Source organism: Methylocystis sp. S23 (genome assembly GCF_054106005.1).
This window is the reverse complement of sequence record NZ_CM134185.1, coordinates 2,166,974-2,187,556: the sequence shown is the minus strand read 5'-3', so window position 1 is coordinate 2,187,556 and position 20,583 is coordinate 2,166,974. Positions and strand designations below refer to the sequence as shown.

The window sequence follows — 20,583 nt, the reverse complement described above, 5'->3', positions numbered from 1 at the left end:
CCACGGCATTGGCGGGCTCCTCCGGGAGCCCGTTTTTGCCATCGCCGACGCGGCAGCGAGAATGTCGCTTTGCGCCGGCTCACGCGGATTTTTTCGCTCGCGGGCGCGCGCGACCGGACATTGGCCGCCTATCGGGATATTTTGGCGAAGGCCTTCCTCACGGGGCGGCGGCCGCTAATATATTCGGCGGCGAAATGGGGTCGAAAGTTGCTGCGGCGGATCGAACAGAAGGCGTCCGGGCGAGGAGAGCGGATCATTCATCCGCTCTTCGTGCGGATTGCCCATTGGATCAACGCTTTCGCCGCCATCGTGCTGCTGATAAGCGGCATGAGGATCTACAACGCCTCGCCTCTCTACCCGTTTCTGTTTCCGCCGGAAATAACGCTTGGCGGGTGGCTCGCCGGGGCGCTCGCATGGCACTTCGCCGCGATGTGGCTGCTCGTCGCCAATGGTCTCGCCTATCTGCTTTATGGCGTTTTCTCAGGTCATTTCGCCCGCCGGCTTCTGAATGTCGGCGCGATCGCGAGCCGCCACGGCTTCAAGCGCGCGATAAGGCGTCCGCTGATCCATGGAACCGGCGAATATAATCTCGTCCAGCGCCTTCTATATGTCGTGGCGATAGGAGACGTCGTCCTTCTCGTCCTGTCGGGCCTCGCTTTGTGGAAGCCGGTTCAATTCCAGGACTTGTCGGAGTTCCTCGGCGGCTATGAGGCGGCGCGCCACATCCATTTCTACGGCATGGCGGTCCTCGCGGCGTTTTTGTTCGCGCATGTCGCCATGGCCTTCATCGTCAAGGACGCCGTCAAATCCATGTTTACGGGGCGGCTGACCATGGACCGGCCGGAAAGGCTGCGCGGCGGATGAGAAAATTCAGAGAGTCGCGCCGCGTGTCGCTGGCGGATTTCCAGCCGCGGCTGGAACGGATCGAACGGCGGCTGTTTCTGAAGCAAGGGCTTTCGCTCGGCGCCTTGTCGCTCCTTTCCGGCTGCACGCTGAGGGATGAAGACGCGATCGACCGCGTTCTTTGGGCGATGTCGCGCTGGAACGATCGGGTTCAGGCCGCCTTGTTCGACCCAAACAAGCTGGCCCGCGCCTATTCGGAGGACGAGCTGACGACGCCGTTCCCGTTCAACGCCTATTACGAGGAGGCGCTCGCGCCGAAGATCGACGGCGCGTCCTACCGGCTGGCTTTGTCCGGGCGGATCGCGGACAAGCGCAGCTGGACGCTCGACGAGCTTCGAACCCTTCCGCAGGCGAGCCAGATCACGCGCCAGGTCTGCGTCGAGGGGTGGAGCGCGATCGGCAAATGGGCCGGCGCGCCTTTCAGAACGTTTCTCGAGCGCGTCGGAGCCGATCTGACCGCCAAATATGTCGGCTTCCAATGCGCGGACAAATATTGGACGAGCATCGACATGCCCACCGCCCTGCATCCGCAGACGCTGCTCGTTCTGGATTTTCCCGGCAAACCCGACGAGACCAAATACGGCTATCCGGTCAAGATTCGAGTTCCGACGAAGCTCGGCTTCAAGAACCCCAAATTTGTCGCCGAGATCTTCGTCACGAACGATTATCCGGGCGGCTATTGGGAAGATAAGGGCTATAACTGGTTCAGCGGCTCATAGCGCACGCTCGCCTATTCTTCCGCGTTCGGGGAGCCGCCCAGCGCCGCCCTGGCGGCGTAGCCCAGCCCCGCCGCCAGCATGACGCCGACGGCGATCGCAACGATCGTGCTCCAGGCGGGCTTCATGCCCCCGAGCGTGATCAGCATCGTCGTTGCGGCGGCCGGCGGATGCATTGCGCCGGCTCTGCTTTGCAGCAGCATGGTCGCGCCGACGGCGAGCCCCGTCGCGGCGGCGCGGCTGATCGAGACGGCGTCGGCGGCGAAGACGGAGGGCGTCTCCTGCGCGCCGCAGAAAAACAAGGCGCCGAAGCCCGCACATGCGCCGATCGCGTGGCCGACGAGAATGTTCCAGGGGCGGGCGGCGGGATCGGCCGCATTCGCCGTCAGCAGGAAAACCGTCGGACCGAGGCTTGGAAAAAGCCAGGGCTGCCGGGCCGCGATCCCCAACGCGCCGACAAGGCTTATGACCAGCGCGGAGAGCAGAGCCGGCGCGGCGGCCAAAGCGATATCACGGCGCGTCATCGAACCATCCCCTCGGGGCGAAGCGCGAGGAGTCTAGGAGGCCCGGCGCGCAACGCTAAGGTCCAGCGGCGCCGCGAACCGGCCGCGCGAGCGGACCAGAAACGCCCCGGCTTCCGGATTGTGTCTCGGCTTAAATCGCCGCCAAGCGTGGAAGGCGGACGTCAGATGACGCCGTGCTTCCTTAGAAGCGCCTGTTCGTCGCCCGTCACCCAGCCGAAGACCTTCGGCTCCCCCTCCAGCGTCTGGACGAAGTAATGAACGTCGAAATCTATCGCCGCGTCCGGCTGATCCTTGCGGGCATAGGTCGCCGTCCAGGCGACATGGGCGACGCAATGACGGTCATCTATGGCGGAGAGGCGAATATTGCGTATTCGCGCTTCCTTCGTCCCCATCGCCCGATAGCGCGCATAGCCTTGCGCCATGAGCCGCTTGAGCTGATCGTCGTTCTTTCCGGCCGTCACCCCGGCAGGCGAGGCCGCTATGAACTCGGACGCATATAGCGCCGCGACCTCGTCCATGCGCATATCGCCGCCAAGCGACTGATTGAAGAGGCTCTCGTATCGCTCAAAGAACTTCCTTACGCTCGCTTCCATCATCTGCTCTCCAAGCGCAGCCATGGCGTGTGTGGTTCGGAGACGGAAATTCAAACTGAGACGCCGCCGGCTTCCGCCGAGAGGGGAAGACGGGCTATGATCGCCCGAAAAGAACAGGGGGAGAAATGTCTCAATCCACGAACAAAAAGCCGCAGCCTCGGGAGCGCAGCCAGAAGCCGCTGTGGTTCGCCATCGGGAGCCTGGTCGTCAGCCTTGCAAGCTTCAGCGCGCAGGATCTCCAGATCGGCGACGTCGTCTTCTGGGCCGGAGCGGTCGTCGCGGTCATCGCGCTGATCTATTATTTCGTCCAGCCGACCCACGGCTTTCCCGCAAAGCGGAAATAGCGCCGCCCCGCGTCGAAAGCATTTGCCAGCGTCGGCGGAGCGATTATGTTCGCTCCGCCGTTCAAGACAGAAATGGGCCGCTCCATGTCCTTCCCGATTTTCGCTTTTTCCCGCCGACGCTTTTTCGCCTTCGCCGGCGCGCTCGTCCTCGCCGCCAGCCCGGCCCTCGCCGCGGAGAAGACTTCGGCGGGCAAGGTTCCGGTCGAAGAGCTGATGGCGCCGAACGCGCTCCCCGACATTGTCGAGGGCGACGCCAACGCGCCGGTGACGATCGTGGAATACGCCTCGATGACCTGCAGCCATTGCGCGGCCTTCCACAAGGACGTCTATCCGGCGCTGAAGAAGAACTATGTCGATACGGGCAAGGCGAAGTTCATCCTGCGCGAGTTCCCGCTGGATCCGCTGGCCTTCGCCGCCTTCATGCTCGCGCGCGAGCTCGGCGACAAGCGCGACGCCGTCGTCGATCTTCTCTTCGCGCAGCAGAAGAATTGGGCCTTTGTCGACAATCCCCTCGACGGCCTCGCCAATGTGCTCAAGCAGGCGGGCCTGGGGCAGGACAAGTTCGACGCGGTCCTGAAGGACAAGGCGCTCTATGAAAAGATTAACGCCGTCCGCACCCGCGCCAATGAGAAATTCGGCGTGAACTCGACGCCGACCTTCTTCGTCAATGGCGACAAATATACGGGCGAGATCAGCGTCGACGATCTCGGCAAGATCATCGCGGCGCATACGCCGGCCGGGAAATGATGCGGCTTCCGCCCGGGCGCTTCGCCAGCAAGATGATTGAAAGCAATCCGGGAACGGCTATTGCGGCGCTGGATTGCTTCGTCGGCCTCGCCTCCTCGCAATGACGCGACGAACGGCGTAATTCGTCATTGCGAGCGAAGCGAAGCAATCCAGCGCGGCGATGACGCCCCCGCTCGCTTCGTCGCTTCGCTCCCCGCCATAGCTGAGAATTAAAACGCCGTGCGCCGCGCCAGCGCCGCGGCCAGCGTGCCCTCGTCGAGATAATCAAGCTCGCCGCCCACCGGCACGCCATGGGCGAGGCGCGTCACCTTCACGCCCGTCGGCGCCAATAAATCCGCAATGTAATGCGCGGTCGTCTGGCCGTCGACCGTAGCGTTGACCGCGAGCACGATCTCGGCGATCTCGCCGGCCCGCACGCGCTCGATCAGGCTCGCAATGGTCAGGTCCTCCGGCCCCACGCCGTCGAGCGGCGACAGAACGCCGCCCAGAACGTGATAGCGGGCGTTGAGAAGGCCCGCGCGCTCCAGCGCCCACAAATCGGCGACGGTCTCCACCACGACGAGGATCGACGGATCGCGCCGCGCGTCGCGGCAGACGGCGCAGGGATCGCTCGTGTCGATATTGCCGCAGACGGAACAGGCGACGATCTTCTCCCGCGCGACGTTCATGGCGTCGGCGAGCGGCCCGAGCAGTTCCTCGCGCTTGCGGATGAGATGCAGCACGGCGCGGCGCGCCGAGCGCGGCCCGAGACCCGGCAATCGCGCGAGCAATTGCACGAGACGTTCGATTTCAGGACCAGCGACGCGTTCGGCCATAAGTTCTCGCTTCACGCGCGGCGCCAAAACCCCCTCTCCCCGCTTGCGGGGAGAGGGCTGGGGTGAGGGGCGAGGCCACAACCGCCAGCGTCCGGGATTTTCCGCTCATCGATCTCGATAGGTTCGCCGAACCCCCTGCCCCTCACCCTGACCCTCTCCCCGCAAGCGGGGAGAGGGGGAATCAGAATGGCAGCTTGAGGCCCGGCGGCAATTGCAGACCGCCGGTCATCGCCTTCATCTTCTCCGCTGTGATCTCATCGGCCTTGGCGCGCGCCTGCATATGGGCGGTGAGGATGAGGTCCTCCAATATTTCCTTCTCTTCCGGCTTCGCCAGGCTCGGATCGATGAAGATCGACTTCATCGCGCCCTTGGCGGAGAGCTTCACCTTGACGAGGCCGCCCCCCGCCTCGCCCTCAACCTCGGTGTTTTCGAGCTCGAGCTGCGCTTCGGCCATCTTAGCCTGCATCTGCTGCGCCTGCTTCATCAGGCCCATGAAATCCATCATCGACGCTTCTCCTCAATCCTCGTCGGGCGGCATGTCGTCATATTGCGCCTCGGGCGCCTCTTCCGCGTCGGTTCGCGCGGCTTCCCGGCTGCGGACGGCGACGATCTGCGCGCCGGGGAAATGCGCGAGCACGCTCGCCACGACCGGATCGGCCTCGAGCCCCGAACGCTCCTCGCGCTCCCTCTGCTCGCGCTTTTCCTTCAGCGACGGCGCGCCGCCGGAGGCGACGATCGACACCATCCAGCGTTCATTCGTCCATAGCTGCAATTTCTGCGTCAGCGCGGAGGCGAGATCGCGCGAGCCGCCGGGCGCGAGCTCGAATTCGATTCGCCCTTGCTCGAAGCGCACCAGCCGCACGTCGGATTCGAGCGCGATCTTCAAGCGGATTTCACGCTTCTCCTCCGCCATCGCCACGAGCGCCTCGAAGCTCGCAATGGCCGCGCCCGGAGCCGCCGGCGCCGGCTGCGCGACAGCGGGCCTGGCGGCCGGCCCGCGCATTGCCGGCGAGGCGGCCGCGACCGCGACGGGCGCGCCGCGCGACGGGCTCGCGGGAGCCGCCGCGCCGGGCGCCCCCCCGCCGGGCGCGCCAAGGCCCAATTGCTTCAGCGCCTCGGCCGGCGTCGGCATGTCGGCGGCGTAGGCGAGCCGCACCAGCACCATGTCGGCCGCCTGCAAGGGCCGCTGCGAGCCGCGCAGCTCCTCGACGCCCTTCATCAGAATCTGCCAGGCGCGGGTGAGCGCGGGAACGGACAGACGCCGGGCGGCCTCGCCGCCGCGCCGCTGCTCCTCCGGCGTCAAGGCGGCGGATTGCGCGGTCTCGGGCGCGAGCTTCAGGCGCGTCGCGAGATGGGTGAATTCCGCCATCTCCAAGAGCGCCTGCGCCGGATCGGCGCCGCCATTATACTGGTCCTCGAGCAGCGCAATGGCCTTGGCGACGTCGCCCGCCATCGCCGCCTCGAAAAGATCGATCACGCGCGACTTGTCCGCGACGCCGAGCATGAGGCGCAGATCGTCGGCGCGGATCGCGCCGTCCGCGCCATGCGCCGAGCCATAGGCGATCGCCTGATCCAGCAGCGAGAGAGAGTCGCGCACCGAGCCTTCCGCCGCGCGCGCGATCATGGCGAGCGCCTCAGGCTCGATCCCGACGCCTTCCTTCTCGCAAATCATGCGCAGATGCTCCGCAAGCAGCCCCGGGTCGATGCGGCGCAGGTCGAAGCGCTGGCAGCGCGAGCGGACCGTCACCGGCACCTTGTCGATCTCGGTCGTCGCAAAGATGAACTTCACATGCTCCGGCGGCTCCTCCAGCGTCTTCAGGAGGCCGTTGAAGGCGGCCTTGGAGAGCATGTGCACCTCGTCGATGATATAGACCTTGGTGCGCGCCATCACCGGGCGGTAGCGGGCGTTGTCGATGATCTCGCGAATGTCGTCGATGCCGGTATGCGACGCCGCGTCCATCTCCAGCACGTCGACGTGACGGGAATCGATGATGGCCTGGCAATGGACGCCGAGCTCCGCCATGTGGATCGTCGGCTTGTCGACCCCCTTCGAAGGCGCCTCGTAATTGAAGGCGCGGGCGAGGATGCGGGCGGTCGTCGTCTTGCCGACGCCGCGCACGCCGGTCAGCAGATAGGCCTGATGGATGCGGCCGAGATCGAAGGCGTTTTCGAGCGTGCGCACCATCGGCTCCTGGCCGATGAGATCAGCGAAGCTCGAAGGGCGGTATTTGCGCGCGAGAACGCGATAGGCGGCCGGCGCGCCGCCGCCTGGAGGATTGTTGAACAGGCCGTCGTCCATGGGAGGATTCTAAAGGCTCGCGCGCGCCATTTCCACCGCGGCGCGGCGGAAACTCAAAGGCTCCGCCCGTCGTAATGCGTCGATTTCAGCGCGCGCGGATCGACGCCTTCGAGGCAGTTGACGTTCACGGCGACGATCGGCGTCCCGTCCGGGCGCGCGCCATAGGCGAAAGGCTCGATCCCGCACGCCTTGCAGAACTGGTGGCGGATCTTCTTCGCGTTGAAGAGATATTCCGTCAGCGAGTCCTCGCCTTGCGCAAGCCGAAACTTCTCGGCCGGCGCGAAGCTCAGGACGGAGCCGAGGCGCTGGCAGCGCGAGCAGTTGCAGGTGATGGTGTGATCGAGGTCGAGCGTCACGTCGAAGATGACGGCCTGACATTGGCAGGACCCGCGGTAGGACGCCTCGCTCATGCGCCGGACTCCCCAAAAAACCACGGTAGGAGGCTGGACGAAGACCCGCTCAAGCTCGTTAGGGCTGCTTCCTTCCGGATCTGACCCGGTTGGCGAGTGAAACGTCCAACGCCAACCTCCCGGCCCCTATGTGGCAGAGGATCGGCGCCGACGCAAGGGGCGCCCGCTAGGGGAAATCGGACGAAGGCCTCCTGCCTGAGGCGTGGATCGCCGCCCGTCGCCCCGACCGCTCTCCGCGAGCCCGAGAAAGCGCTGGCGCGGCTGCCGCTTCATGTCCTATGCCGGCGGCCGAGAATGATTTGCGGAGAGGCGGGCGTGCTCGTTCACATCGAGATTCTTCATTTCTGGATGACGCAGTCGACGGAGATGATGGCGCTGACGCTCGGCGGCGCCTTCGCCCTCTTCGCGCTGTTTCTCTGCTGGCTCACCTTCGCCTCGCCGCTGGCGCCCATGATGGCGAGCTGGAAGGGCGTCGCCCCGCCCTTCGTCGGCGTGCCGGCCACGCTCTTCGGCCTCTTGATGACCTTTCTCTCGCAGGATGTCTGGGACGCCAATCGGCGCGCCTATCGCGAGATCGCGATGGAGCGCGAGCAATTGGCGACGCTTTCCGCCCTGGGCGAAAATCACGGCGGCGACGCCAGCGATCTTCCGCGCGCCGTTCGCGGCTATGTGGAGGCCGTCGTCGGGCTCGAATGGAAGGCGATGGAAAACGGCGAGGAATCGCCCGAGGCCGAGGCGGCGCTCAATACGCTGACCCGCGCCGCGAGCAGCGCCAGGATCGAGCCCGCCTTCCAGCGCGCCCTGATCGATACGGTGATGAAACTGCGCTCGGCGCGCGAGCAGCGGCTCGCCATCGCCGGCGCCTATCCCGACGACCGCAAATGGGCGGCGATCATCCTCATCGCCTTCATCACCCAGGCGAGCCTCGCCGCCGTGCATCTCGACCGGGCGCGGCCGCAGCTCCTCGCCCAAGCCCTTTTCGCGGCGGCGGCCGTGGTCGCCATCGCGCTCGTCGCGGCGGTGGAGGAACCCTATTCTCCGCCGAAAGCCGTCAGCTCCGAGCCTCTGGAGCAATTGCTGGAGAAGCTGCCCGGGAGGTGACGGCTCTCAAAACAGCTTCGGCAGCCCTTTGGAACAGGCCAAGCAGGCCCCGCGTTACCCGCTTCATGCGGCTGAGCGGGGCGTTGCTGGCTTGAGCGTCGAGGGATCCCAATGGCGAGGCAAATGGACGAGCGGGACGACGAAAACATTCCCGCAAAGAGCGCGCAGGAGAAGCCGAGCGCCAATGGCGGCAAGCGGAAGGCGGACGCCATCGAGATGCTGAAGGCGGATCACAGGCGGGTCGAGGAGCTGTTCGATCGATATGAGCAAGCGAAGCGGCGCGCCGAGAAATCGAAGATCGCGCAGCAGATCTGCCTGGAGCTGACCATTCACGCCGAGTTGGAGGAGGAGATTTTCTACCCGGCCTGCCGCGAGCATGTGGACGACCCGTTGCTCGACGAAGCGCAGGTGGAGCACGACACGGCGAAGATATTGATCGCCGAGATCGCGATGGGCGCGCCCCAGAACGATCCCTTCTTCGACGCCAAGGTGATGGTGCTCGCGGAATATATCCGCCACCACATACAGGAGGAGGAAAAGAACGCGGACAGCATATTCGCCAAGGCGCTCGAAGGCGGCGTGGACACGGACAGGCTCGGCCAGCGCATGATGACGCGGCGCGAGGAGCTGATGGACGAATTTTCCGAGGAGCTGCTGCTGCCGCAGCCCAAGGCGCTGCATATTCAGCTCGCCCAGGAGGAAGAAATCTGGACCGAGCCGCCCGGCCGCGCCGGCGCCCGTGGCCGAGGGCGCGAGATGCGGCGGGGGCGCGCGGCCCCGGAGAGCCGGGGCGCGTGGGAAGGCCGTGAGGAAGGCGCGGATTGGGACGAGGAGGCGGCGGAACGCGACGAGCGCGGCTATTATGACGAGCGGCGCGCGGCGCGCGGCAGCGGCGGCCGCGAGGAGGAAGGCCGCGGCTGGCAGGAGCGGCAAGGCCGCGAAATGCGCGGCGCGCGGGCGCGCGAATCCGAGCGCGGCGCGAGCCGGGACGAGGCGGGCCGCCGCGACGAGAGCCGGGGCGCCATGGGACGCGGCGGCGGCCAGGAGCAGCGCGGCTGGCACGGCGATCCCAAGCGCCATTCGGAGGCCGCGCGCCGGGGCTGGGAGCACCGGCGCTGACGGTCCGCCGTCGCGCATTGAAGACCGATCGAGCCGCGGCCGGCGCCGCGGCTCTTCTTTTGCGGGCGCGAAAAAGGGCGGCCGGCGTTCACCTTTCGCGCCGAAAGCGGGTGCGCCGCGGCGGGGCAGTTGCTAAAGAAAGCGCAAAATCGGGAAGGAAAATTGCGCGTGACCGCCGCCACATCACAGACCCGTCAGGCCACGGACCGACTTGCGGTCCTTCTCGCGCATTTCGAGCAAGCGGGTTTTGCGCGCCACGAGCCGAAGCTGCTGCAGCCGGCGGGCGTCTTTCTCGACCGCTCCGGCGAGGATTTTCGCGGCCATCTCTATCTGACGAGCGACGCCTCGGGCGCGGAGCTTTGCCTGCGGCCCGAATATACGATCCCCGTCTGCCTCGACTATCTCGCCTCCGCGCAGGCGGGCGCCGCCGCCTCCTTCGCCTATGGCGGCTCGATCTTCCGCGCCCCGCTGCACGGCGCCGCCGGCGACGGCGAATTCCTGCAGGCGGGAATTGAAAGCTTCGGACGCGACGATCGCGAGGCGGCGGACGCCGAGATTCTCGGCGCGGCGCTCGACGCCGCTCGGGCCGCCGGCGCCAGGGGCCTTTCCGTGCGCATCGGCGACGCCGGTCTCGTCGCGGCCTTTCTCGACGGCCTCGACCTGCCCCCGGCATGGCGCCGGCGCGTCGAGACGGGACATGCGCGCGGCCAGTCCGTCGCCGATATTTTCACGCCGCCGCGGCGCAACGGCGCCGAGCAGGCGGGCGTCCTCGCGGCGCTGACCAAGGCCGATCCGGCCGATGCGCGCCGGCTCGTGGAAGATCTTCTCTCCATCGCCGGCATCGCGGCGGTGGGCGGCCGCAGCGCGGCCGAGATCGCCGAGCGCTTCCTGGATCAGGCGACGCTCGCCGAAGGCGTGGGCGTTTCCTCCGAGAAGCGCGCTTTGGCGGAAGCCTTCTTCGCGATCGAGGGCGCGCCCGACATCGCCTCCGCCGCTTTGCGCAAGCTCGCCGAAGACGCGAAGCTCGACCTGACGGCGGCGCTCGATTCCTTCGACACGCGCGCGAGCTTCATCGCCGCGCGCGGCCTCGATCTCGACAGCATGGCCTTTTCCGCGAGCTTCGCCCGCCATCTCGATTATTATTCGGGCTTCGTCTTCGAGGCGCGCCATGCCGCCGAAAGCGAGCCCGTCATCGGCGGCGGGCGTTACGACCGCCTGCTGAAGACGCTCGGCGCCGAGGCGGACATTCCCGCCGTCGGCGCCGCCATCTGGATCGACCGCCTGGACAGCGCCGCGCGCGCGGGAGTCGCGGCATGACGCAGAAACTCATCGTGGCGACGCCCTCCAAGGGCCGCCTTCAGGAAAACGCCAACGCCTTTTTCGCCCGCGCCGGGCTCGAGCTGACGCAGGGACGCGGCGCGCGCGACTATCGCGGCGCCATCGCCGGCCTCGAAGGCGCCGAGATCGCCTATTTGTCGGCGTCCGAAATCACCGGCCGTCTGGCGCGCGGCGACGTGCATTTCGGCGTCACCGGCGAAGACCTCCTGCGCGAGGAGATCGCCGATCCGGAGCGCAAGGTGGAGTTGCTCGCCCCGCTCGGCTTCGGCCACGCCAATGTCGTCGTCGCCGCGCCGCAGGCCTGGATCGACGTGCGCGTCATGGCCGATCTCGCCGACATCGCCGAGGGCTTCCGCGCCAGACATGGCCGCGGCCTGCGCGTCGCGACGAAATACATCAACACGACGCGCCGCTTTTTCGCGCAGCATGGCGTCGGCGACTATCGCATCGTGGAAAGCTCCGGCGCCACCGAAGGCGCGCCGGCCGCCGGCTCCGCCGACCTCATCGTCGACATCACCACGACCGGCGCGACGCTCGCCGCCAATGCGCTCAAAGTGCTCGACGACGGCGTGATCCTGCGCTCGCAGGCCAATCTCGTCGCCTCGCTCGGCGCACGCTGGAGCGAGACCGCGCGCGAAGCCGCCCGCGTCATCCTCTCGCGCATCGCCGCGGAAGAAGTGGCGCGCACGACGCGCGAGGTGCGCGCGGCCGCGCTTTTGAACGAGGAAGGCTTGCAGGAGGCGCTGACGAAATTCGGCGCCGTCCTGCGCGATCGCAATGGCGAAACCGCGATCTTCGCCTGTCCGACGAGCCAGGTGGCGGCGCTGGCCGATTGGCTGATCGCCAAGGGCGCCCAACGCGTGACGAGCGCGAGGCTCGATTACGTCTTCCTCGCAGGCAATGCGCTGTGGGGGAAGCTGGCGGGACGTTTGGAGAAATAGTTTCAGTCCGTCCGCCGTCATTGCGAGCGAAGCGAAGCAATCCAGCGCCCCATCACGGCTCTGGATTGCTTCGCTTCGCTCGCAATGACGGATGAATCACCGCGTCTGAGTCAGCAGCAGAAACGCCGCGACCGGATTGGTCGTCAGATAGCGCTTCAACAGGCGCCTCGGCTCCAACCCCAAACGAAACGCCCATTCGAGCCCGGCGTTCTGCATCCATTGCGGCGCGCGTTTCTTGGCGCCGGCGATGAAATCGAAGAGCCCGCCCGAGGTCTTGATCATCTTCACATTCTTGAGCCGGCGCGCATGGTCGCGCACGAATTGCTGCTCCAGCGGCACGCCCATGGCGAGCCAGAGAATGTCCGGCGCGAGCGCATTGATCTCCTCCAGCTTCGCCGCCAGCTCGGCGCCCTTCAGATAGCCATGCGAGCGGCCGAGGATTTTCACGCCCGGCGCCATGCGCAGCGTGTTCTCATAGGTCGCGCGATTCACTTCCTCGCTGGCGCCGAGCAGATAGAAGGTCGCGCCCGTCTCCTGCGCCATGCGGGCGACGATCGGATACAGGTCGGTCGTGGCGACGCGCTCCGGCAGCGGCTTTTTCGAAAGGATTTTCGACGCCGCGACGAGCGGCTGGCCGTCGGCCGCGATCAAATCCGCGCAATCGACGAGCGCCGCAAACTCCCTGTCGAAGAAGCGGCGCGCCAGCACTTCGCCGTTAACGGAGGACAGGTAATAGGGTCCCCGCTCCCGCGCCGGCCGTTTCGCGAGATCGAGCATCAGCCGCGCCGTCTCTTCGAGGCCGAGCCGCGCGACGTCGGCGCCGCCGACGAGCAATTTTTCAACGTCATCAATGGTCACGGCGACTTCCTGCTTCACGAACCCGCGCAAATTTACGCGAAGTCTCGCCGAGGCTCAGCAGCGACCTTTCAGCATGGTCAACGGCGGCTTCAGCCGGGCTTGCCGGGCGGGATCGGGTCGGTCTCCAGGAGCGCGAACAGCAGATGGTCGCGCCATTCGCCGTTGATGTTGAGATAGGCCCGCGCATAGCCTTCCTGCCTGAAGCCGACGCGCTCCAGAAGCCGCCGCGAGGGCTCGTTATTGGGCAGGCAGGCGGCCTCGATGCGATGCAGGCCCTGCTTTTCGAAAATATAGGCGCAGGCCGCGCGCACGGCCCGGGTCATATGGCCCTTGCCGGCATAGGGCTCGCCCATCCAATAGCCGAGCGTCGCCGCCTGCGAGACGCCGCGCCGCACATGGCCGAAGGACAGGCCGCCGACCAGCGCGTCGTCCTCCTCGCGGAAGATGAAGAAGGAATAGGCCTCGTCGCGCGCCATCTCCTCCGCATGGCGGCGCACGCGATAGCGGAAGCTCGCGCGGGTGAGGTCGTCGACCGGCCAGATCGGCTCCCAGGGCGTGAGAAAGGCGCGGCTTCTCTCGCGCAGCGTCGACCATTCGACATAGTCGCGCATCTCGGAGGGACGCAGATAGACGCCGTCGCCCCGAATGGGCATGTCGCGTCGGCCGATGACGCCAAAGAGAGCCATGCTGAAACTCGCCGTCATGCCTTGGCCGCGCGCGCGCGCTCTGAGATGAACGCGGCCACGCGCGCCTCGTCATTTTCGAGAATGGTAAATCGCTCCGTCCCTTCAAGCCGCGCCGCGATCGCGTCGGGCAGACGCGGCCGATGCCCGATGGCGCGCTCGATCGCCTCGGGAAATTTCGCCGGATGAGCGGTCGAGAGCGCGACGACGGGCGTCGCCGGATCCTGCGCGAGCCGCGCGCGCGCGGCCCGCACGCCGGTCGCCGTATGCGGATCGAGCACATAGCCCGCCTCGCGCCAGGCGCGCGCGATCTCGTCCGTGGTCTCGGCTTCGCCGACCGACAGGGCGTCGAATTCGGCGCGGATCGCCGAAAGCGCGGCCGCGGGAATCTCGAAAGCCCCGGATTGGTCGAGCGAGGCGAAGGCGGCGCGCACGGCGGCGTGATCGCGACCCGTCGCGTCGAACAGCAGGCGCTCGAAATTGGACGACACCTGAATATCCATGGACGGCGACTGCGTGGGCGTCACGCCGCGCGGCTCGTAGCGGCCCGTCGCCAGCGCACGGGCGAGAATGTCGTTGGCGTTGGTCGCGACGATGAGGCGCTCGACCGTCAGGCCCATATGCTTGGCGATATAGCCCGCGAGCACGTCGCCGAAATTGCCGGTCGGCACAGCGTAGGACAGATGACGATGCGGCGCGCCGAGCGCGACGCCGCTCGTGAAATAATAGACCGTCTGCGCGACCACGCGCGCCCAGTTGATCGAATTGACGCCGGCGAGGCCGACGCGCTCGCGGAACGACTGATTGCGGAAAAGCCGCTTCAGAATGTTTTGCGCATCGTCGAACGTCCCCTGCAGGGCGATTGCGTGGATATTGTCGTCGGCGACCGTCGTCATCTGCTTGCGCTGCACGTCCGAGACCCGGCCATGCGGATAGAGGATGAAGACGTCGACGCGCGGAAGGCCTCGAAAGGCCTCGATCGCCGCCGCGCCCGTATCGCCCGATGTCGCGCCGACGATGGTGGCGCGCAAATTCCGCTTCTCCAGCACGTCGTTCATCATGCGGCCGAGAAGCTGCATCGCCAGATCCTTGAAGGCGAGAGTCGGGCCGTGGAACAGTTCGAGCACGAAGAGATTGTCGCCGATCTGCGTCAGCGGCGCGATGGCGCGGTGCCGGAAGGTCGAATAAGCGGACTCGGTCTGTTCGCGCAGCGCCGCGCGGGCGCCCTCGTCGGTCAGGAAAGGAGCGATGAGCCGCGCGGCCGCCTCGGCGTAAGGCGCGCCGGCGAGCGCCGCGATGTCTTTCGGCGCGACATGGGGATAGGCGAAAGGCGCGTAGAGGCCGCCGTCGGTCGCGAGGCCGGCGAGCAGAACGTCGTCGAAGGCGAGCTGCGCGGCCTCGCCGCGCGTCGAAAGATAGCGCAATTTTGAATCCGTCAGGCAGGAGGCGCGAGGGAAGCGCGCCACTTCCTTTCATAACATATTCGCCGCCGCCGCAAGGCGCTCTCGGCGACCGCTCAGGCGCCGCGGGCGAGCCTTCCGCGCGCATAGAGCGCGAAAACCACGAGCAGCGCGGCGGCGAGCGAGTACCAGGTGAAGGCGTAGGAGAGGTGGTTGTTGACGAATTCGGGGATGGCCGCGACGCGGCGCGGAAAGCCGTTCGGCCCGGCGGCGGCAGGCTCCTCGAGCGCGAGGGTGAAGGGCGCCGAGCCGGCAAGGCCCAGCGCCGCGGCCATGGCGCCGGGGTCGCGCGTAAACCAGATGCGGCGCTCCGGCGTGTCGGCGGGGGTGAACATGTTGCGCGTCTGCGGCGCGCGCAGGAGGCCGGAAATTTCGATCTCGCCCGAAGGCGGCGCGCGGCCGGCGGCGTCCTCCGCCCGCGAGGCCGGAACAAAGCCGCGCTCGACGAGAACCGCGCCCCCCGAGGAGAGCTCGAAGGGCGTGACCACCATATAGCCCGGCTCGCGGCCGAAGCCTTCCGGCGGCTTCATGAAAATCAGCGCGTCGCGGCCTTCGAGATAGCGGCCGGAGGCGCGCGCATGGGTGAATTCGTAATTTTCCGGCGTCAGCGCGGCCCATTGATCGCGCGCCGGAAGCGCCGCCGGGGCGAGATGGGCGCGCGTCTCGACGCGGGCGATGAGGCTCTCCTTCTCGCCGAGGCGCCGCATCTGCCAGGAGCCGAGCGAAACGAGCAGCGCGAAGGCGAGCGCCGTCGCGATCCCCGGCCACAGCAGCGCCCGCGCGGCGCGCCTCATGATTCGCGCCGGCCCTCTTCCGCCTTGTTGAAATATTGCAGGGCGATCAGCAGCCCCTTGGCCGGCCGCAGCAGGCCGATGCAGACCAGCGCCGAGAAAGGCAGGAAGATGAGGGCGTGGACCCAGTAAGGCGGCTGATAGACGACCTCGATATACCAGGCGAGGCCGACAATGATGAAGCCGGCGATGGTCATGACGAAAATGGCGGGGCCGTCGCCCGTGTCGGCGAAAGAGAAATCGAGGCCGCAAACCTCGCATTTCGGCGCCACGTTCAGCAGGCCGCGGATCATATGGCCCTTGCTGCAGCGCGGGCACCTGCCGAGCAAACCGTCAATATAGACTCGCGCCGGAGGGTAAATCTGCTCTTCCGCCATCTTCAAGCTCGCTTTTCATAACAAAACGGCCACGGCGCGCCGTGACCGTCGGTATTCGGAGAGGGGGCGGGGCGCGCGGGACGCGCCGCGCGCCTACTCCATCGTGCCGCCCCAGTTCCCCCACACATATATGCAGCAGAAGAGGAACAGCCAGACCACGTCGACGAAGTGCCAGTACCAGGCCGCGAATTCGAAGCCGAGATGCTGGTCCGGCTTGAAATGGCCCCGATAGGCGCGGATGAGGCAGACGATCAGGAAGATCGTGCCGACGATGACGTGGAAGCCGTGGAAACCGGTCGCCATGAAGAAGGTCGAGCCGTAATTCGTGGCCGCCGGATGCGCGGGGTCGAAGGAGAAGGCGAAAGGCGCATGGGCGTATTCATAGCCCTGCACCAGGGTGAAGAAGAGGCCCAGGCCGATCGTCGCGATCAGGCCCTTCTTGAGCTGATCGCGATTGCCGTGCAGCAGGCCGTGATGCGCCCAGGTGAGCGTCGCGCCGGAAGTGAGCAGGATGATGGTGTTGAGGAGCGGCAGCTTCCAGGGGCTCAGCACTTCCATGCCCTTGGGCGGCCAGACGCCCTGGAAGAGCTCGGTGCGGGTCGTCTGCCAGACATCGTCCGGGAAGATGGACGAGTTGAAGAAAGCCCAGAACCAGGCGACGAAGAACATCACCTCGGAGAGGATGAAGAGGATCATGCCGTAGCGGTGATGCAACTGCACGACCGGCGTATGATGGCCCTCGACCTGCGCCTCGCGGACGACATCGCTCCACCAGGCGTACATGACGCCGAGAATCGCGGCGAGGCCGGCGAAGAACAGCGTGCCGCCCCAGGTCTGGCCAAGGATCGGCGCGCCCTTGTGCTGCGCCATCCACATGATGGCCCCGATGGCGGTGAAGAGCGTGGCGAAGGCGCCGGCGATCGGCCACGGACTCGGATCGACGAGATGATAGTCGTGTTGGGGTTTCGCGTGTCCGTCGGCCATATCTATTTTCCTCGTCATTCGCCGGTCGCCCGGCGTGTTCCAGGTTTATGCGCCCCCGGCGCCGCCGGGGGTCAGGACTTGGGCTTCTGCCCGGCCGCGTCGCTGGTCTTGGCTTTCGCCGGCGTCTTGGTCGGATAGAAGGAATAGGAAAGCGTGATCTCCTCGACGCGGCGCATCGCTTCGTCTTTTTCGAGCGCCGGATCGAGATAGAAGACGACGGGCCATTCGGCCGTCTCATGCGGGCCGAGGCGCTGCTCGTCGAAGCAGAAGCACGCAACCTTCACGAAGAAGGCGCCCGCCTGATCGGGGCTCACATTATAGGCCGCCTGCCCGCTCGTCTCCTCGCCGGCATTGTTGACGACCTTGTAATAGACGGTCGCCGTTTCGCCCGTGCGCAAGGAGATTTTCGGGACTTCCGGCTCGAAGCGCCAAGGCAGGTCGCGCGCCACATTCGCGTCGAAGCGCACGGCGAGGCGGCGCTCTCCCTGCCTGGCCGCATTCGCCTTGGCGATCTGCGGCGTGCCGCCGAAGCCGGTCGCGGCGCAGAAGGCGCGGTAGAGCGGCGCGGAGGCGAAGGACAGGCCGAGCATGCCCACCGAGCCGGCAATGAGCGCCGCGGCGATGGCGCGGGGGCTCTTATTGGTCTGGCGGGCGGGCTCGGTCATGTCAGATCTGCCGGTTGGCGACGGCGCCGCCGAGCTTTACGAGCGTGACGGCATAGAACAGCACGGCCAGAAGGGCGACCATGATTCCGATGGCGATGTTGCGGGCGCGGCGGCTTTTCTCCTGCTCGGGCGTCAGCACGACGCCGTTCTGCGGCGCAGCCTTGTCTTGTTGTTCGATGCTCATCTCACCTCCCCTTAGACGACGCCGGCGAGATGTAGCGCGCGCTCGCCGACGATGACGAGGAACAGCAGGAAGAGATAGGAAATCGAGAAAAGGAACAGCCTCAGCGAAGCTCTGCGGGCCGAATCGCCTTCGCGCTTGCGGTAGACCTGCAGGGCGAGCCAGAGCAGATAGGCGCCCGAAACGACCGAGACGGCGCCATAGGCCGGCGACGCAAAACCCATGAGCCAAGGGGTCGCGCCGAGGGGCGCGAGCAGGGTCGAATAAGCGAGGATCTCAAGGCGCGTGCGATCGGGGCCGAACACATTGGGCATCATCGGAATGCCGGCGCGCGCGTAATCGTCATGCTTCATGAGCGCGAGCGCCCAGAAATGCGGCGGCGTCCAGACGAAGATGATTGCGAAGAGAACGATGCTGGCGAGGCCGACCTCGCCGGTCGCCGCCGCATAGCCGACCATGGGCGGGAGCGCGCCCGCCGCGCCGCCAATGACGATGTTCAGGGGCGTCGCGCGCTTCAGCCACATCGTATAGATGGCGACATAGAAGAAGATGGTGAAGGCGAGCAGCGCGGCCGCGAGCCAGTTGGTGGCGAAGCCCAGCGTGAACACTGAGAGCATCGACAGAACGAGGCCGAAGGCCAGCGCCGACTCCGGCTCCATGCGGCCGGCCGGAATGGGACGCTGCGCCGTGCGCGCCATGATCGCGTCAATATCCGCGTCGTACCACATATTGAGGGCGCCGGCGGCGCCGGCGCCGACGGCGATGGCAAGCAAAGCCGTAAAGGCGATGAGCGGATGCGGCGGAACCGGCGCCAGCAGAACGCCCGCGAGCGCCGTCAGCACGACGAGCGACATGACGCGCGGCTTGAGCAGACGGAAATAATCCGACGGCGCCGCCACGGGAATGTGAGGGGCGTTGGCGTCGTCGAGATAGGAAGCGTCGCTCATCGCTGGGTTGCCTCGAAGGGACAAATACGCGGCGAGACCGCGAAATACGCTGAGGGAGGCCGGCGCGAGAAGGACGCGCGCCGGCCCATGTCGGGTTACTGGTGGCCGGGTCCGGAGATGCGCGGCAGCACTTCGAACTGATGGAAGGGCGGCGGCGAAGGCAGCGTCCATTCCAGCGTCGTGGCGCCCACGCCCCACGGATTCGCGCCCGCTTCACGCTTCTTCAGGAAGGCCTCGACGACCGCATAGAAGAAGATCAGCATGGAGAGGCCGCCAATGAAGGCGCCGATCGACGAGATATAGTTCCAGAGCGCGAAAGCGTCCGGATAGTCGATATAGCGGCGCGGCATGCCGGCGAGGCCAAGGAAATGCTGCGGGAAGAAGGTCAGGTTGATGCCGATGAAGAGCACGATGAAGTGAAACTTCGACAGCGTCTCGTTGTAGAGATAGCCCGTCATCTTCGGGAACCAGTAATAGAAGCCCGCGAAGACGGCGAACACCGCGCCGAGCGACATCGTGTAGTGGAAATGCGCCACCACGAAATAGGTTTCGTGGAGCTGGCGGTCCGCCGAGGCGTTCGCCAGAACGACGCCGGTGACGCCGCCCATGGTGAACACGAAGATGAAGCCGATCGCCCAGACCATCGGCGCGCGGAACGAGATCGAGCCGCCCCACATCGTCGCGATCCAGGAGAAGATCTTGATGCCGGTCGGCACCGCGATGACCATGGTGGCGAAGACGAAGTAGCGCTGCGCGTTCAGCGACAGGCCGACCGTATACATGTGGTGCGCCCACACGATGCAGCCGAGGAAGCCGATCGCGACCATGGCGTAGGCCATGCCGAGATAGCCGAAGACCGGCTTCTTGGAGAAGGTCGACACGATGTGGCTGATGAGGCCGAAGGCCGGCAGGATCAGCACATAGACTTCCGGATGGCCGAAGAACCAGAACAGATGCTGGAACAGCAGCGGGTCGCCGCCGCCGGCCGGATCATAGAACATGGTGCCGAAATTGCGGTCCGTCAGCAGCATGGTGATCGCGCCGGCGAGGACCGGAAGCGTCAGCACCAGCAGGAAGGCCGTCACCAGCATGGCCCAGGCGAAGAGCGGCATCTTATGCAGCGTCATGCCCGGAGCGCGCATGTTGAAGATCGTCGTGATGAAGTTGATCGAGCCGAGGATCGACGAGGCGCCGGCGAGATGCAGCGACAGGATGACGAAATCCATCGCCGGGCCGGGATGGCCGATATTCGAGGAAAGCGGCGGATAGAACACCCAGCCGCCGCCAAAGCCCATCATGCCCGGCGCGCCCTCGACGAACATCGACAGGACCAGAAGGATCAGCGAGACGGCGAGGAACCAGAAGGAAATATTGTTGAGGCGCGGGAAGGCCATGTCCGGCGCGCCAATCATGATCGGCACGAACCAGTTGGCGAAACCGCCCATCAGCGCGGGCATGACCATGAAGAAGATCATGAGCACGCCATGTGCGGTGATGAAGACGTTGTAGAGGTTCTTGCCGGCGTCGAGGCCCATCGACGGATCGGCGTGGTTGATCAACTGCGCGAGACCGGGAAACACGCCGATGCCCGGATACATGAGCTCGGCGCGGATCGCGATGGACATCAGCAGACCGACCAGACCGCCGATGACGGCGAGGATCAGGTAGAGCGTGCCGATGTCCTTGTGGTTCGTGGAGAAGAGAAAGCGGCGCAGCCCCCTGGGGTGGTCATGCGCTCCGGCAGTCGAACTCGCCATCGTTTTTTCCTCGATGTCTTATGTTGTCTT

The 20,583-nt window shown here is 66.2% G+C and carries 24 protein-coding genes and 1 other RNA gene; 8 read left to right on the top strand and 17 right to left on the bottom strand.

Annotated elements, in window-relative coordinates:
- Nucleotides 1-69: 69 nt before the first annotated feature.
- Nucleotides 70-864: a cytochrome b/b6 domain-containing protein gene (locus tag ACV7JP_RS10765; RefSeq protein WP_457795678.1), complete on the top strand. Its 795-nt coding sequence runs from the start codon at nt 70-72 to the stop codon at nt 862-864.
- Nucleotides 861-1,622 (top strand): molybdopterin-dependent oxidoreductase, encoded by a 762-nt coding sequence (locus ACV7JP_RS10760; RefSeq protein ID WP_457795677.1) that lies wholly within the window; start codon nt 861-863, stop codon nt 1,620-1,622. The genes ACV7JP_RS10765 and ACV7JP_RS10760 overlap by 4 nt, the downstream gene beginning before the upstream one ends.
- A gap of 11 nt (nt 1,623-1,633) precedes the next feature.
- Here ACV7JP_RS10760 and ACV7JP_RS10755 read toward each other — a convergent pair whose 3' ends face one another.
- Both ACV7JP_RS10755 and ACV7JP_RS10750 read right to left on the bottom strand, forming a co-directional pair.
- Entirely contained in the window at nt 1,634-2,143 is a 510-nt protein-coding gene (locus ACV7JP_RS10755; protein ID WP_457795676.1) for an HPP family protein, read from the bottom strand.
- Between the two features lie 161 nt (nt 2,144-2,304).
- Complete coding sequence (locus tag ACV7JP_RS10750) at nt 2,305-2,736, bottom strand: nuclear transport factor 2 family protein (protein WP_457799069.1); 432 nt, start codon at nt 2,734-2,736, stop codon at nt 2,305-2,307.
- Nucleotides 2,737-2,861: 125 nt separating this feature from the next.
- Between ACV7JP_RS10750 and ACV7JP_RS10745 the strand changes: the two genes are divergently transcribed.
- Entirely contained in the window at nt 2,862-3,080 is a 219-nt protein-coding gene (locus ACV7JP_RS10745; RefSeq protein WP_457795675.1) for a hypothetical protein, read from the top strand.
- A 45-nt stretch (nt 3,081-3,125) separates the two neighbouring features.
- Nucleotides 3,126-3,827 (top strand): thioredoxin domain-containing protein, encoded by a 702-nt coding sequence (locus ACV7JP_RS10740; protein WP_457795674.1) that lies wholly within the window; start codon nt 3,126-3,128, stop codon nt 3,825-3,827.
- Between the two features lie 209 nt (nt 3,828-4,036).
- Here ACV7JP_RS10740 and recR read toward each other — a convergent pair whose 3' ends face one another.
- The 5 genes from recR to ffs form a co-directional block, all read right to left on the bottom strand.
- Nucleotides 4,037-4,642, bottom strand: a complete 606-nt coding sequence (gene recR, locus ACV7JP_RS10735) for a recombination mediator RecR (protein WP_457795673.1) — start codon at nt 4,640-4,642, stop codon at nt 4,037-4,039.
- Nucleotides 4,643-4,823: 181 nt separating this feature from the next.
- Nucleotides 4,824-5,147 carry a YbaB/EbfC family nucleoid-associated protein gene (locus ACV7JP_RS10730; protein ID WP_457795672.1) on the bottom strand — a complete coding sequence of 108 codons (324 nt, stop codon included), beginning with the start codon at nt 5,145-5,147 and terminating at the stop codon, nt 4,824-4,826.
- A 12-nt stretch (nt 5,148-5,159) separates the two neighbouring features.
- Nucleotides 5,160-6,941, bottom strand: coding sequence for a DNA polymerase III subunit gamma/tau (locus ACV7JP_RS10725; RefSeq protein ID WP_457795671.1), 1,782 nt, complete (start codon nt 6,939-6,941; stop codon nt 5,160-5,162).
- Between the two features lie 53 nt (nt 6,942-6,994).
- A complete protein-coding gene (locus ACV7JP_RS10720) occupies nt 6,995-7,351 on the bottom strand; it encodes a GFA family protein (RefSeq protein ID WP_457795670.1) in 357 nt (118 codons plus the stop codon).
- 24 nt (nt 7,352-7,375) lie between these two features.
- An RNA gene (gene ffs, locus ACV7JP_RS10715) (signal recognition particle sRNA small type) lies at nt 7,376-7,472 on the bottom strand.
- 194 nt (nt 7,473-7,666) lie between these two features.
- Here ffs and ACV7JP_RS10710 point away from each other — a divergent pair.
- The 4 genes from ACV7JP_RS10710 to hisG all read left to right on the top strand — a co-directional run bounded on the left by ACV7JP_RS10710 (nt 7,667) and on the right by hisG (nt 11,850).
- Nucleotides 7,667-8,452, top strand: coding sequence for a bestrophin-like domain (locus ACV7JP_RS10710; RefSeq protein ID WP_457795669.1), 786 nt, complete (start codon nt 7,667-7,669; stop codon nt 8,450-8,452).
- A 111-nt stretch (nt 8,453-8,563) separates the two neighbouring features.
- Nucleotides 8,564-9,571 (top strand): hemerythrin domain-containing protein, encoded by a 1,008-nt coding sequence (locus ACV7JP_RS10705; RefSeq protein ID WP_457795668.1) that lies wholly within the window; start codon nt 8,564-8,566, stop codon nt 9,569-9,571.
- Between the two features lie 168 nt (nt 9,572-9,739).
- The gene (locus tag ACV7JP_RS10700; RefSeq protein WP_457795667.1) at nt 9,740-10,888 is read left to right on the top strand and encodes an ATP phosphoribosyltransferase regulatory subunit; all 1,149 of its coding nucleotides are present in this window, start codon (nt 9,740-9,742) and stop codon (nt 10,886-10,888) included.
- On the top strand, nt 10,885-11,850 hold the full coding sequence (hisG, locus tag ACV7JP_RS10695) for an ATP phosphoribosyltransferase (RefSeq protein WP_457795666.1): 966 nt from the start codon (nt 10,885-10,887) through the stop codon (nt 11,848-11,850). Before ACV7JP_RS10700 ends, hisG begins: the two co-directional genes overlap by 4 nt.
- Nucleotides 11,851-11,946: 96 nt before the next feature.
- Here the strand turns inward: hisG and ACV7JP_RS10690 are convergent, their stop codons facing one another.
- The 10 genes from ACV7JP_RS10690 to ctaD form a co-directional block, all read right to left on the bottom strand.
- Entirely contained in the window at nt 11,947-12,708 is a 762-nt protein-coding gene (locus ACV7JP_RS10690) for a WecB/TagA/CpsF family glycosyltransferase (RefSeq protein WP_457795665.1), read from the bottom strand.
- Nucleotides 12,709-12,797: 89 nt separating this feature from the next.
- The gene (locus ACV7JP_RS10685) at nt 12,798-13,394 is read right to left on the bottom strand and encodes a GNAT family N-acetyltransferase (RefSeq protein ID WP_457795664.1); all 597 of its coding nucleotides are present in this window, start codon (nt 13,392-13,394) and stop codon (nt 12,798-12,800) included.
- 14 nt (nt 13,395-13,408) lie between these two features.
- Nucleotides 13,409-14,815, bottom strand: coding sequence for a threonine synthase (thrC, locus tag ACV7JP_RS10680; RefSeq protein WP_457795663.1), 1,407 nt, complete (start codon nt 14,813-14,815; stop codon nt 13,409-13,411).
- 92 nt (nt 14,816-14,907) lie between these two features.
- Nucleotides 14,908-15,645 (bottom strand): SURF1 family protein, encoded by a 738-nt coding sequence (locus tag ACV7JP_RS10675; protein WP_457795662.1) that lies wholly within the window; start codon nt 15,643-15,645, stop codon nt 14,908-14,910.
- The gene (locus tag ACV7JP_RS10670) at nt 15,642-16,019 is read right to left on the bottom strand and encodes a DUF983 domain-containing protein (protein ID WP_457795661.1); all 378 of its coding nucleotides are present in this window, start codon (nt 16,017-16,019) and stop codon (nt 15,642-15,644) included. The genes ACV7JP_RS10675 and ACV7JP_RS10670 overlap by 4 nt, the downstream gene beginning before the upstream one ends.
- Before the next feature lie 93 nt (nt 16,020-16,112).
- A complete protein-coding gene (locus tag ACV7JP_RS10665) occupies nt 16,113-17,003 on the bottom strand; it encodes a cytochrome c oxidase subunit 3 (RefSeq protein WP_457795660.1) in 891 nt (296 codons plus the stop codon).
- A gap of 71 nt (nt 17,004-17,074) precedes the next feature.
- Nucleotides 17,075-17,668, bottom strand: coding sequence for a cytochrome c oxidase assembly protein (locus tag ACV7JP_RS10660; protein WP_457795659.1), 594 nt, complete (start codon nt 17,666-17,668; stop codon nt 17,075-17,077).
- Between the two features lies 1 nt (nt 17,669).
- Nucleotides 17,670-17,852 (bottom strand): hypothetical protein, encoded by a 183-nt coding sequence (locus ACV7JP_RS10655; RefSeq protein WP_457795658.1) that lies wholly within the window; start codon nt 17,850-17,852, stop codon nt 17,670-17,672.
- A gap of 11 nt (nt 17,853-17,863) precedes the next feature.
- Nucleotides 17,864-18,796: a heme o synthase gene (locus tag ACV7JP_RS10650; RefSeq protein ID WP_457795657.1), complete on the bottom strand. Its 933-nt coding sequence runs from the start codon at nt 18,794-18,796 to the stop codon at nt 17,864-17,866.
- Between the two features lie 95 nt (nt 18,797-18,891).
- Nucleotides 18,892-20,553, bottom strand: coding sequence for a cytochrome c oxidase subunit I (gene ctaD / locus ACV7JP_RS10645; RefSeq protein WP_457795656.1), 1,662 nt, complete (start codon nt 20,551-20,553; stop codon nt 18,892-18,894).
- Nucleotides 20,554-20,583 lie beyond the last annotated feature (30 nt).

Excerpts from the sequence above, each read along its gene's own strand:
- ACV7JP_RS10685 (WP_457795664.1), bottom strand. The coding sequence starts at position 13,394 with ATGGCTCTCTTTGGCGTCATCGGCCGACGCGACATGCCCATTCGGGGC.
- ACV7JP_RS10675 (WP_457795662.1), bottom strand. The coding sequence starts at position 15,645 with ATGAGGCGCGCCGCGCGGGCGCTGCTGTGGCCGGGGATCGCGACGGCG.
- ACV7JP_RS10725 (WP_457795671.1), bottom strand. The coding sequence starts at position 6,941 with ATGGACGACGGCCTGTTCAACAATCCTCCAGGCGGCGGCGCGCCGGCC.
- ACV7JP_RS10660 (WP_457795659.1), bottom strand. The coding sequence starts at position 17,668 with ATGACCGAGCCCGCCCGCCAGACCAATAAGAGCCCCCGCGCCATCGCC.
- ACV7JP_RS10740 (WP_457795674.1), top strand. The coding sequence starts at position 3,126 with ATGTTCGCTCCGCCGTTCAAGACAGAAATGGGCCGCTCCATGTCCTTC.
- ACV7JP_RS10650 (WP_457795657.1), bottom strand. The coding sequence starts at position 18,796 with ATGAGCGACGCTTCCTATCTCGACGACGCCAACGCCCCTCACATTCCC.
- ACV7JP_RS10745 (WP_457795675.1), top strand. The coding sequence starts at position 2,862 with ATGTCTCAATCCACGAACAAAAAGCCGCAGCCTCGGGAGCGCAGCCAG.
- ctaD (WP_457795656.1), bottom strand. The coding sequence starts at position 20,553 with ATGGCGAGTTCGACTGCCGGAGCGCATGACCACCCCAGGGGGCTGCGC.
- ACV7JP_RS10730 (WP_457795672.1), bottom strand. The coding sequence starts at position 5,147 with ATGATGGATTTCATGGGCCTGATGAAGCAGGCGCAGCAGATGCAGGCT.
- ACV7JP_RS10750 (WP_457799069.1), bottom strand. The coding sequence starts at position 2,736 with ATGGAAGCGAGCGTAAGGAAGTTCTTTGAGCGATACGAGAGCCTCTTC.
- hisG (WP_457795666.1), top strand. The coding sequence starts at position 10,885 with ATGACGCAGAAACTCATCGTGGCGACGCCCTCCAAGGGCCGCCTTCAG.
- ACV7JP_RS10760 (WP_457795677.1), top strand. The coding sequence starts at position 861 with ATGAGAAAATTCAGAGAGTCGCGCCGCGTGTCGCTGGCGGATTTCCAG.
- recR (WP_457795673.1), bottom strand. The coding sequence starts at position 4,642 with ATGGCCGAACGCGTCGCTGGTCCTGAAATCGAACGTCTCGTGCAATTG.
- ACV7JP_RS10655 (WP_457795658.1), bottom strand. The coding sequence starts at position 17,852 with ATGAGCATCGAACAACAAGACAAGGCTGCGCCGCAGAACGGCGTCGTG.
- ACV7JP_RS10670 (WP_457795661.1), bottom strand. The coding sequence starts at position 16,019 with ATGGCGGAAGAGCAGATTTACCCTCCGGCGCGAGTCTATATTGACGGT.
- ACV7JP_RS10720 (WP_457795670.1), bottom strand. The coding sequence starts at position 7,351 with ATGAGCGAGGCGTCCTACCGCGGGTCCTGCCAATGTCAGGCCGTCATC.
- ACV7JP_RS10705 (WP_457795668.1), top strand. The coding sequence starts at position 8,564 with ATGGCGAGGCAAATGGACGAGCGGGACGACGAAAACATTCCCGCAAAG.
- ACV7JP_RS10665 (WP_457795660.1), bottom strand. The coding sequence starts at position 17,003 with ATGGCCGACGGACACGCGAAACCCCAACACGACTATCATCTCGTCGAT.
- ACV7JP_RS10755 (WP_457795676.1), bottom strand. The coding sequence starts at position 2,143 with ATGACGCGCCGTGATATCGCTTTGGCCGCCGCGCCGGCTCTGCTCTCC.